The sequence below is a fragment of the uncultured Maribacter sp. genome (assembly GCF_947500985.1).
Lineage (GTDB): Bacteria > Bacteroidota > Bacteroidia > Flavobacteriales > Flavobacteriaceae > Maribacter.
The window spans coordinates 277,269-288,855 of sequence record NZ_CANMTX010000003.1 but is presented as its reverse complement, the minus strand read 5'-3'; the positions used below and the strand labels follow the sequence as shown (position 1 = coordinate 288,855).

At 33.4% G+C, this 11,587-nt stretch carries 9 protein-coding genes and 1 pseudogene; 5 read left to right on the top strand and 5 right to left on the bottom strand.

Features of this window, described 5'->3' with window-relative positions; translation table 11 throughout:
* The first annotated feature begins 18 nt into the window (after positions 1 to 18).
* Positions 19 to 1,143: an aldose epimerase family protein gene (locus Q0871_RS07655; protein ID WP_299320643.1), complete on the top strand. Its 1,125-nt coding sequence runs from the start codon at positions 19 to 21 to the stop codon at positions 1,141 to 1,143.
* Between the two features lie 220 nt (positions 1,144 to 1,363).
* Positions 1,364 to 2,242 (top strand): annotated as a pseudogene (locus Q0871_RS07650) (SDR family oxidoreductase).
* Between the two features lie 58 nt (positions 2,243 to 2,300).
* On the opposite strand, the gene Q0871_RS07645 reads toward Q0871_RS07650, so the two are convergent.
* Positions 2,301 to 2,837, bottom strand: a complete 537-nt coding sequence (locus tag Q0871_RS07645; RefSeq protein ID WP_299320640.1) for a lipid-binding SYLF domain-containing protein — start codon at positions 2,835 to 2,837, stop codon at positions 2,301 to 2,303.
* A gap of 275 nt (positions 2,838 to 3,112) precedes the next feature.
* Here Q0871_RS07645 and Q0871_RS07640 point away from each other — a divergent pair, with 275 nt between their 5' ends.
* Positions 3,113 to 3,304 (top strand): hypothetical protein, encoded by a 192-nt coding sequence (locus Q0871_RS07640; protein WP_299320637.1) that lies wholly within the window; start codon positions 3,113 to 3,115, stop codon positions 3,302 to 3,304.
* A 75-nt stretch (positions 3,305 to 3,379) separates the two neighbouring features.
* Here the strand turns inward: Q0871_RS07640 and Q0871_RS07635 are convergent, their stop codons facing one another.
* Entirely contained in the window at positions 3,380 to 4,210 is an 831-nt protein-coding gene (locus Q0871_RS07635; protein ID WP_299320634.1) for a DMT family transporter, read from the bottom strand.
* 391 nt (positions 4,211 to 4,601) lie between these two features.
* On the opposite strand from Q0871_RS07635, the gene Q0871_RS07630 reads away from it, so the two are divergent.
* A complete protein-coding gene (locus tag Q0871_RS07630) occupies positions 4,602 to 5,420 on the top strand; it encodes an SDR family oxidoreductase (protein WP_299320631.1) in 819 nt (272 codons plus the stop codon).
* A gap of 67 nt (positions 5,421 to 5,487) precedes the next feature.
* On the top strand, positions 5,488 to 7,722 hold the full coding sequence (locus Q0871_RS07625; protein WP_299320628.1) for a c-type cytochrome: 2,235 nt from the start codon (positions 5,488 to 5,490) through the stop codon (positions 7,720 to 7,722).
* A 10-nt stretch (positions 7,723 to 7,732) separates the two neighbouring features.
* Here Q0871_RS07625 and uxuA read toward each other — a convergent pair whose 3' ends face one another.
* Genes uxuA through Q0871_RS07610 form a run of 3 tightly spaced genes read right to left on the bottom strand, consistent with a single transcriptional unit; the run spans position 7,733 to position 11,583 of the window.
* On the bottom strand, positions 7,733 to 8,908 hold the full coding sequence (gene uxuA, locus Q0871_RS07620) for a mannonate dehydratase (RefSeq protein ID WP_299320625.1): 1,176 nt from the start codon (positions 8,906 to 8,908) through the stop codon (positions 7,733 to 7,735).
* Between the two features lie 19 nt (positions 8,909 to 8,927).
* On the bottom strand, positions 8,928 to 9,743 hold the full coding sequence (locus Q0871_RS07615) for an SDR family NAD(P)-dependent oxidoreductase (protein WP_299320624.1): 816 nt from the start codon (positions 9,741 to 9,743) through the stop codon (positions 8,928 to 8,930).
* Positions 9,744 to 9,747: 4 nt separating this feature from the next.
* Entirely contained in the window at positions 9,748 to 11,583 is a 1,836-nt protein-coding gene (locus Q0871_RS07610; protein WP_299320621.1) for an alpha-L-rhamnosidase C-terminal domain-containing protein, read from the bottom strand.
* Positions 11,584 to 11,587: the final 4 nt, after the last annotated feature.

The window sequence follows — 11,587 nt, the reverse complement described above, 5'->3', positions numbered from 1 at the left end:
TTTCTGTAGTATTTTATTTTGAAAGGATGTTTAGTTTGTGAAGAAAATAAAAAAAAGGTCAACACAGAAAATGATGGTATGATGCAAATTGAGAAAAACAGTTATGGTAGTACTACAAATAACGAAAATGTATTAGAATTTAGATTGCGAAATAAGGATGGTATTGCTGCAACTATTATAACATATGGAGGCATAATTACAGAAATAATGACTCCTGACTCAGAGGGTAGAATGGATAATGTTGTATTAGGTTTTGACAATCTCGAACAATACGAAAAAGAAAACCCTTTTTTCGGAGCCTTGGTTGGTCGTTACGGAAATAGAATAGCAAATGGAAAATTTACTTTAGAAGGTGTAGATTATACTTTGGAAAAGAACAATGGAGATAATTCTTTGCATGGAGGACTAAAGGGTTTTGATAAGGTTGTTTGGCAAGTTGTGGAGGTAAAAGAAACAGAATCGTTTGTCTCTTTAAAATTAAGCTACCTAAGTAAAGATATGGAAGAGGGTTTTCCAGGGAATTTAAAAACAACCGTTACCTATACTTTAAATAAAGACAATAGCTTGGATGTTTTGTATGAAGCGACTACAGATAAAACTACAATTGTCAATTTAACGCAACATTCTTATTTTAATTTATCAGGAAATTTTTCTCAATTAATTTTAGATCATGAAGTAGAAATTGATGCAGATAAATTTGTGCCTGTTGACCCAACACTGATACCAATAGGTAATTTAGCTTCTGTAGAACATTCTCCTTTTGACTTTAGAAAGATGAGATTTATTGGTGATGCAATTAATGCAGATAATGAACAGATTAATTTAGGGGTTGGTTACGATCATTGTTGGGTACTTAATAGTCATGAAAAAGGATATCGTTCTGTCGCAAAAGCATATCACGCTGAGTCTGGTCGCTTAGTGGAAGTCTTAACCGATCAACCTGGTATGCAAATGTATACTGGTAACTTTTTAGACGGAACTTTACCTATGCCAGGTGGCGGTACTTATGCAAAAAGAAGCGGATTATGTTTTGAAACACAGCATTATCCCGATTCTCCAAATCAACCGCAATTTCCAAAAACTACTCTAAAACCAGGTGAAAAGTATATCACTAAAACAACTTTTAAATTCTCCACAAAATAGTTAACTCAGTTGAAATTAGATGAGTGCTGTATTTTATAGTAATACATTTATTTCATTAAGTATTATGGTATATCTAAAAGGAGAAATTTTTCAATTTCTACCATAATTTCCTTTTGTAAATTGTAATTTTTACATGGATTCGTTGTGCTAGAAATTTTGGTTATTGAGATAATTAAAACCATGATTACAGGATATATTTATTCATTTAAAAAGAAACATCATGCAAAAACCAAATAAAAGATTAGAAGGGCAAACATGCATTGTAGCCGGTTCTAGCGATGGTATCGGTGAAGCTGTTGCAAAAGTAATGGGTATGGAAGGTGCCAATATTGTTATTAATTACCACAGTAGTAAAGAAGAGGCTGAAGAAGTCGCACATTGGATCAGTGAAAATGCTGATTGCGGTGACGCCATTGTAGTAAAATGTGATGTTAGTAAAGAAAACGAAGTTAAAAGCATGTTCAAGAAAACTATAGCTGAATTTGGCACCGTTGATGTTTGTGTGGCTAATGCAGGTTTGCAGTTGGATCACCCTTTACATGAAATACCCTTGAAAGATTGGCAAAAAGTGATAGGTGTAAATCTTACCGGTCAGTTTCTTTGTGCAAAAGAGGCGATTATAAAATTTAAAAGAAGAGGAATGCGTCCAGAGATTTCTAAATCTTCAGGGAAAATAATTCATATGAGTTCTTTACATGAGGTAATACCGTGGGCAGGTCATGCCAATTATGCTGCTTCAAAAGGTGGGTTGGTTATGTTAATGCAAACCATTTGCTAAGAATATGGTCCAGATAGAATTAGATGTAACTCCATTGCACCGGGCACTATTAAAACCGATATCAATAAAGATGTGTGGAGCACTCAAGAAGGTAGAGATGGCATGCTGAAATTAATTCCATACAAACAAATAGGGGTGCCAGATGATATTATTAGTGTAGCTAGTTGGTTAGCATCAGATGAATCTGAATAAGGGGTGCCAGATGATATTATTAGTGTAGCTAGTTGGTTAGCATCAGATGAATCTGAATATATAAATGGTACAACTATTTTTGTAGATGGAGGTATGACGTGTTATCCTGGGTTTACTGCAAATGGGTAAATGAGAAAAAAAAGCCACCCAATTGGGTGGCTTTTTATATATATTAAAATGAAATGAATTATTTCATCATTGGTTTGTAATCAAATTTTTGTCCGCCAACTGATGCATCTGCCATTAAGCCTGCTTTTGGTAATGCAAAAACGGCTACACCATCTTTATATTTAGCGTTCACTGCAATTCCAGATTTTAACGCAACTGCTGAGGCTTCTGCAGAAAATTCAAAGTCTCCGTCTTTAAACTCAGCTAAATCATCAGCTGTTTCAAAAAATATTACTTCTGTTATTGCTTGACCGCCTGCTTGTAGCCCTACACTTAATTTTTTCAAACCAGCCATACCTACCATAGTTCCATTTTCATATACAACACCATTACCTGATGCTCCGCCGATAATAAAACCTCCTTTACCAACATTTGGGAATATAACATACCCTGCAGAATTGGTAAAGAATTGGTCTAAACCAACTTCCATAATCATTAATTTTTCTTTCGCTTTTTCTGAATCTTTAATTATTTTCTTGTCTTTGGTGGTTTGGGCGTTTACGCCAACAGCTAAGAATAATAAGGTTGCGAATGTTATTGATTTTAAAATTTTCATTTGTTCTAATATTTATTTGTTAATGTATTTATTTCTACAAGTCAAAGGTAAAATGTTCTCCTTGTTTTGTTTACCCTTATACCTATAATATTTGATTCAAAAAGATGTTAAATATATGTGAATCAGTTAATTATAAGTTAATATAAGAGAAAGTAAAGAATATGGAACGTCTAACTCATTTACAGAAAGCATTTTATAATAAAATCGACTTCTTAAATATTTGTTAATTTATTTTTTAAGTTTTATATTCATGAAATATTAAAAATCTAGATGAAATGGAGAATAACGAGAACTTTTTAGATTCGAAGATGATTGCAAACTTTTTAATTGCATTTGCATTAATGTTTACTGCTATCTATTACTTTAATTATTCTGAGGAAATTGAAGAAGAGGTTAATTCGGTTATTGTAAATTCTTTGAAAGATGTGAACAATAGCTTGGCAGAGCAAGAGACTGCTCGTAAATAACTGAAATTTCTGACCATAACTATAGGCTGTCAATTCATTGTAATTGGCAGCTTTTTATTTATTAGGTGGGTGCTATTATTTCTTTCCAACTATAACATTGGCTATTAATGCTGATATTATCATAACTATACCCAACAAACTCCAAGGAGAATAAAAATCTCCAAACCAGAAAATACCCACGGTTATGGTAAAAATGACCTCAATGTATTTTAATGGTGCCACTAAATTGGTTTTAGCAATTTGAAAGGCTTTGGTCATAAATACTTGACCAAAGAAACCAAATATACCTAAGCTCGATAGTAATAACCAATCAATACCAACTGGATTAACCCAATTTTTAATACTTAAAATTCCTCCAATTACTGTTCCGGTGAACATAAAGTAATTAACGATTACCAAAGGGTGATCACTATTTCCAATTTTTCTAATTAAAACATAAACCAGTCCACTAAATACAGATGCTGCTAAAACGAGAAATAAACCGGTGGTATTAATATTATTATCGAACCCTTTTAATACTAAAACGCCAGCGAAAGCAAATAAGAATAAAAACCATTGAATAGGTTTTAACCTTTCTTTAAGTAAGAAAACAGCAAAAATTGCAGCATAAACAGGGGCGAGGTAACGTAAAGAAACAGCAGTGCCGACAGGTAGATACTTTAGAGACATAAAGAACAAGCTCATAGCGGTTAAGCCTGCAAGTGCCCTAAAAATCATAAACTTACGACTGTTGCCTAATATCGGAATACCTTTTATTAAGATATATGATGTTCCTAATATTAGTGAGCCTATGGTTCTGAAAAATACAATTTCGAAAGTAGGAAAATGGTCTAGGTATTTTACAAACGAGTTCATTAAACTAAATGAAAACGTACTAATAATCATAAATAAAATTGCCTTCTTCATTGTCCAAAATTGTCTTTGCAAAGTTACAGGGGAGAAATAGAAATCTCTTTGTCAATTTGTGATATTTGTATTTGGATCTAAATTTTTATGATTCTCTTAATTAAAATGATTTATTTGTTGTGGTTCAATGAGATAATACTGGTTTATCGATAAAATCGAAAATTTGAGTATTTCTTTATTACCATTTTCATTTTGATTAAAAAGGCAGTAAAAATTTAGTTTTTACATGAATAATGTGCTTTAGAAATAAACACTTAAGTATTTGTTATAATAAACAAACAGTAGGGGTCATTTTTAAGAAATCTCTTAACTTGCCTTAACAAAAATTACTGGTGGATTTACCTCTTTTTTAGAGGTCTAAATCTTATTGAAATTGATAAAAAATATAAGAATGAACGAATTATTGTCTTTAAAAGATAAAAACTATGCGCTTTCTGGAGGTACAGGAACTTTAGGAGGCTCAATTGCAAAATATTTAGCCGAAAATGGAGCAAAAGTTCTTTTGTTAGGTAGGTCGATAGATAAATTAAAGAAAAAGCAAAACGAATTAAACGAACTTGTTTCTGGTAGTACATTTATTTTTAAAGTAGATGTAATGGATGAAGAGGAGTTAACTAAATTGAAAAATCAAATTAAAGAAGAATTTGAGCATTTAGATGGTCTAGTTAATCTTGCAGGCGGTAACATACCTGGAGCAACATTGAAACCTGACCAGACAATTAGAGATATAACTATGGCTGACACCAGAAAAGTTGTGGATATTAATTTATTCGGTACGGTTATTCCTTCGGTTATTTTGAGCGAATTAATGGTAGAGCAAGGTTATGGTTCTATTGTTAATATTTCATCTATGGCGGCAAAGCAGACTATATCAAGAGTTTTAGGGTATTCAATGGCTAAAAGCGGGGTAGATATTTTCACCAAATGGTTGGCTAACGAACTTGCCTCTAAACATGGCGATAAAATTAGAGTAAATGCAGTGGCTCCGGGGTTTTTTATTGGAAATCAAAATAGACGATTATTAACCAATGAAGATGGCTCATTTACAGAAAGAGGAAATAGTATAATTAAAAACACCCCAATGGGGCGTTTTGGTGATGCATCTGAGCTTAATGGTATGGTACATTATCTTTTAAGTGATGCATCTAGTTTTGTGACCGGAAGCATTTTTGATGTAGATGGCGGATTCACTTCATTTTCAGGCGTATAATCTCTTCAGTCTTTAGATGATTGGCACCTTTAAAATCTATTTTTTTTTCAACTTTATTCTAAAGTTCATGCACATTAGGCTTTTCTTAGTTTTCTTTATTAGTTGTATTCTGTTTGCTTGTGAGCCCACATTTAATGAGACTACGGTGTCACTTAAAGAATATACTATTGAAGATGGCTTTAATTTAGAAATTTTGGCGGCAGAACCTTTACTAAAGGCCCCGGTTGCTATAGATTTTGATGCTACTGGTAGAGTTTGGGTTGTGCAAATGCCTGGCTATATGGACGATTTACAGGGCTCAGGTGAAGAAGATGCAACTGGTAGTATCGTTATTTTAGAAGATTTAGATGAAGATGGTATTGCAGACCATTCAAAAGTGTTTTTAGATAGCTTGGTGATGCCACGTGCCTTGGCACACGTATACGGGGGGTTGTTATATGCAGAGCCACCATATTTATGGTATGTCGATATTGAAGACGATAAGCCTACTAATAAAGTATTGGTAGATTCTATTTATGCCGTAGAAGGTAATCCTGAACATCAACCAAACGGATTAGAACTGAATATTGATAATTGGATTTATAATGCTAAATCTAATTTTAGGTATAGAAGAAAAGCCGGAATTTGGGAAAAAGAACCGACTACTTTTAGAGGTCAATGGGGTATAACCCATGATAATTTTGGCAGGTTGTATTACAATGATAACTCTAGAATATTATTGGGAGATTATGTACTGCCAAATACGTTAATTAATAATAAATATTTTACTCCGAAATCTAGTGTAGATAAATTACTAACCACTGATCAAAGGGTATATCCAGTTTTTGCAGGATCTGTAAATAGAGGTTATGCTAAGGGTGTTTTAAATGCAGATAGTATTTTGGTAAAAGCTACTGCGGCCTGTAGTCCATTGGTGTATAGGGGAGGTCAATTTACAAGTTTGTACGACGAAAATGTTTTTGTTTGTATTCCTGAGGGTAATTTAATTAAAAGAACACTTTTATCATTTACTGGAGATTCAGTGCTTGCCAAGCAAGCCTGGCAAGAAAAGGAGTTTATTACTTCTACAGACGAAGGTTTTAGACCCGTAAGTTTAAAGAATGGTCCAGAGGGGAACATGTATATTGTTGATATGCATAGAGGTATGATCGGTCATCATGCTTATATGAGTCCATATCTTAGAGATAAGGCAAAAGAAAAAGAGCTTGACACAATCGTTAATTTCGGAAGGATACTTAAAGTTTCTCATAAAAATACCACTAGTAATAAACTACCTGATTTTAATACTTTAAATGGAAGTGAATTGGTATCGTTATTAAAGAGTGATAATGGATGGATTCGTGACCGAGCTCAACATTTTTTAGTTTACAAAGAATTTAAAAATTCGATTGAGGAGGTTAAAGAGATAGCACTTAATAGAGATAATCAATGGAGCCAAATTCATGCTTTGTATGTGTTAGAGGGATGGAATGAATTGTCATTTGAATTTTTGACAGAGGTTATTATAAGAAGTGATGAAAATGTAGCCTCTCATGCTCTTGTACTTTTAAAAGGGTTTGCAACCAAAGAAAATGTAGAAGAAGCTGTATCAATATTCAAAACTGTTTTGGAGCGTGATACTATTGGTTTAGATCTTTATTTAGGTAGTTTATTAGGTAGTTGGATTAAGATTGATGGAGAGCATTTTTTACCATTTATGATGGAAATTTTAAATAGAAGAGAAAATAATATAACCATCGTAGAGGCTGTAATTTCAGGTTTAGGTGCTGTTGATTCTGATATTTATGCTAATGCTATTGTAATGGATAGCCTAAAACATACTCCTTTTGTAAACAAACTGGGAAGAACTATTTCAGATAAAAAAGCGGATAAGATGAATGCTATTTTTACAATTGATAAAACTACTGAAGATACACGTACAAGTGGTGCTCGAATGTTTTTTCAGATTTGCGCATCTTGCCATGGTTCCGGTGGTAAGGGAATTGAAGGTTTAGCACCTCCTTTAATGAATTCTGAACACGTTAAAAATACAGAGAGACTAGCACTTATAATTTTACATGGACTTGAAGGTCCTGTCCATGTAAATGGTGAACTTTATAATATAAATTTGGCAATGCCTGGTCTTATTAGAAATGAAACTATAACAGATACGGATATAGCCAATATAATATCATACGTAACAAATGCTTTTTCTGATAAACCGAAAAGGTTAAGCACTAATCGTATACAAGAATTAAGAAGTGTGAAGTCTTCTTCTGGTATGGAATTTACAGAAAAAGAACTTCAAGCACTTGATAATTAATCTAGACTGATTACATACTTTTTCTAATACCTAATTCTAAACCTCTTAGTTCTGCCAAACCTCTTAGTCTACCAATGCCAGAGTACCCGGGGTTTGTTTTCTTTCTCAGGTCATCTAACATTTTATGTCCGTGATCGGGTCTTAAAGGCATTCTTATGTCTTTTCTTCCTGCAGCTTTTCTTTTTTGCTGTTCTTTGATTAGTGCCTTCATAACAGAAAACATATCTACATTTCCTTCTAAGTGGTTTGCTTCATGAAAATTACCTTCGGCATCACGTTGAGTACTTCGTAGGTGAATAAAGTGAATTCGATCACCCAAACGCTCTATCATACCAGGTAAATCGTTATCGGGTCTAACTCCGAATGATCCGGTACAAAATGTTAATCCGTTATTTGGGCTATTAACTGCATTGTAAAGATCAACAATATCTTGTTCAGTGCTGACTACACGAGGAAGACCTAAAATAGGAAATGGTGGGTCATCTGGGTGTATACACATACGTATGCCCGATTTTTCTGCTACAGGTATAATTTCAGATAGAAACTCGAATAAATTTTCTTTTAATTCTTTTGGTCCTATAGCATCATAAGTAGCCAAAATAGCGTTGAATTCTTCTAACGAATATCCTTCTTCTGCGCCAGGTAGCCCAGCAATAATATTACTGATTAATTTCTTTTTAGCTTCTTCGGTAAGGTTGCTATAATACTCATTGGCGGCAGCTTTTTGAGAATCTGAATAAGTGTCTTCTGCGCCTGGTCTTCTTAAGAGGTATAACTCAAATGCTGCAAAAGCAGCAGCTTCAAATCGAAGTGCAGTTGAACCATCTTCAATTTCATAATCTAAATTGGTCCTGGTCCAATCCAGTACCGGCATAAAGTTATAGCATACAGTATCTATACCGCATTCTCCTAAGTTAGTGAGTGTTTGTTTGTAATTTTCATAGTAAGTCTTATAATCACCATTTTGGGTCTTGATCTTTTCGTGAATAGGAACACTTTCTACAACAGACCAAGTTAAACCTGCTACTTCTATTATATTCTTACGCTCCATAATATCATTTACAGACCACACTACACCATTAGGTATATGGTGTAATGCACTTACTACACCTGTTGCACCTGCTTGTTTAATATCTAATAATGATACGGGATCGTTTGGTCCGTACCAACGCCATGTTTGTTCCATTTTTCTTTGTTATAATTTATTAAACTCCACTAAAAGCACTAAAACCTCCATCAATAGGGACAACTACACCTGTTACAAATTTTGATGCTTCGGCACATAAATAATGAATAGTACCATTTAATTCATCTGTTTCACCAAATCTTTTCATTGGTGTATTTCTTATAATGGTATCACCACGTTCAGTAAAATTACCTGTTTCTTGATCAATTAACAGATTTCTATTTTGATTTCCAATAAAAAAACCGGGTGCAATTGCATTTACACGTAAACCTTCTCCAAATTTAGTTGCTAGTTCTACAGATAGCCATTTGGTGAAATTATCAATAGCAGCTTTAGATGCAGAATAGCCTACCACTCTAGTTATTGCACTTTGTGCCGTCATTGAAGAGATATTTATAATAACACCTTGTTTATTGTTAGCCATTTCTTTACCGAAAACCAATGCTGGTAGAATGCTGCCAAATAAATTTAAGTCTACCACTTTTTTAAAGTGGTCAATGTTTACATCAAAAATTGTTTGATCTTCACCAATAGTGGCACCGGGCATATTACCGCCTGCAGCATTTATTAAGATATCAATTTTTCCATATTGAGCGATTATTTTGTCTGATACCTTTTTTAAGCTTTGCTCATCTAAAGCATTACATACAAAACCGGATACGTTATCACTTTTCTTTTTGAGTTTTGTTATTGCATTATTGACGATATCTTCTTGGTAATCTAAAATAACTACCGTAGCACCATTTTGTATTAGATAATTTGCCATTTCACCACCAAGAATTCCACCTCCGCCTGTTATTAAAATAACTTTGCTTTCAATATTGAATAAATTCATTTTATTAATGTTTTAATTTAATTGTGTGATTACCACTTTTTAGATGGATGAGGTTATTTGTTGACTTTAGCTTTTTACCATTAAATTCAATTAGCATAAAATTTGGGGGAACTGTAAATTCTGCTGTCATGTTGTTCGGTATTGTAATAGTATAATTATGGGCATTATTATCTTTTTTGAAAGTTGCTATGATAACTCCATTTTTGGTAGGTACTTGTATTTTAGAAAAAGTTAAGTCAGCCAATTGTGGCTTTATTTCGGCAACCTTAAAACCTGCTATTTTTGGCTTTATACCCCAAATATATCTTGTAGTAATGTTTAAGGGTGCGGTGCCCCAGGCATGGTTCCAATCAGAATTCGGTTTATATTTTATATCCCAAGCTTCTAAAGTCATGGTTGCGCCAACTTGAATCATATTCCACCAACTTCTATCGTTTTCTGTTTCTGTAATGAGGTCTAATGCATATTGGGCTTCATTACTATTATATAATCCTTCCAGTAAATATTGAGAGCCATATACACTGCATGCCATACCTCTGGTTTTGATAAAATCTGTAACTGATTTTTTATGATTTTGTGGCACAATACCAAATGCTAGGGGCATCATATTGGCATGTAAAGAGGAATGAGTAGAACCTTCTCCATCTATAAAGTACCCTTTTTCTTTATCAAAGAATTTAGTGTTGATAACAGATTTTACAATACCTGCTTTCTTCTTGAAAAATTTAACATCTTCTTTTTTGTCTAAAAAACCTGCAATTTCACTCATCAATTTTAGATTATAATAGTAGAAGGAATTAATCACTGTATTTACCGGGACTATTTCATAGCCATCTCTTTCACCTTCTGCAGTGGCCAGTTCCCATCCTGTATCTTTCTGTGAAGGCGGCCAGTCAATAATGTCCTTTATTTTGGTGTCTGGTTTTTTAAATCCTAGTTTAAGAATCAAATCTTGATTCAGATTTGGTGAAGAAGAGGTTATGAGTCCGTCTTCACGTTCTAAATCCATTAATGTTTTTAATTTCAGATTCTCATAATGTTCCTTTAGTGGTTCCAAATCACCCGTATACATATAATCAGCATAAAACATGGGTACTGTATGTAACAACCATTCTGTTGGCCAAGTTGGGTTTTTTATGAAGTAAGCATTGGTTCTTCTTCCCATAGCATAAAGGCTATCTACGCTATAGTGACTTAGTTGATTTATATAGGCATCTGCCTCATACGGAATCCTTTCACGGTCGCCATCAACATAATAGCCCGTAAAACTTGTAGCTTTAATTGTGTGTTTACATAATTTCCATATTGAATCTAGTATTTCATTTGAAGAGGAAAAGCTACTTGCCTTCTCATTAAAATTATTGTGTACCGCTTTTTGAAATATTTCGATATTTTCAATTGGTATTTTTAAATTTTCTATTTCACAATATCTAAAGGGCATGACTACACCAAGGCTATCTGGTAGTAGTATTGCGGCTCCGGATGTATTTCTTTTGTTTGGAACAAGGTCAATATTGGTTATAGTATTTGCACTAAGATTACTTAATACAATTCTTTGATATCTGATAGACCCACCTGGTTTTCTGTCAATCCTATTATCAGTATTTAATTTTTCACCTAAATGAATAACCAATGAATCATTTTGATTCATAGAACTACTTAATTGAACTGTTCCAAAATAGGCTTTCCCAAAATCTATCAAATAAGTATCTTCTCCTAATCTATTTATCTCAGTAGGTTTAATAATTGAGGTTCTTAAATCTATATCGGTATCGCTATTTTGAGCTTGAGTTACTGTAATAGATAGCAACATAAGACATATGCAAATATGCTTTTTCATAGTT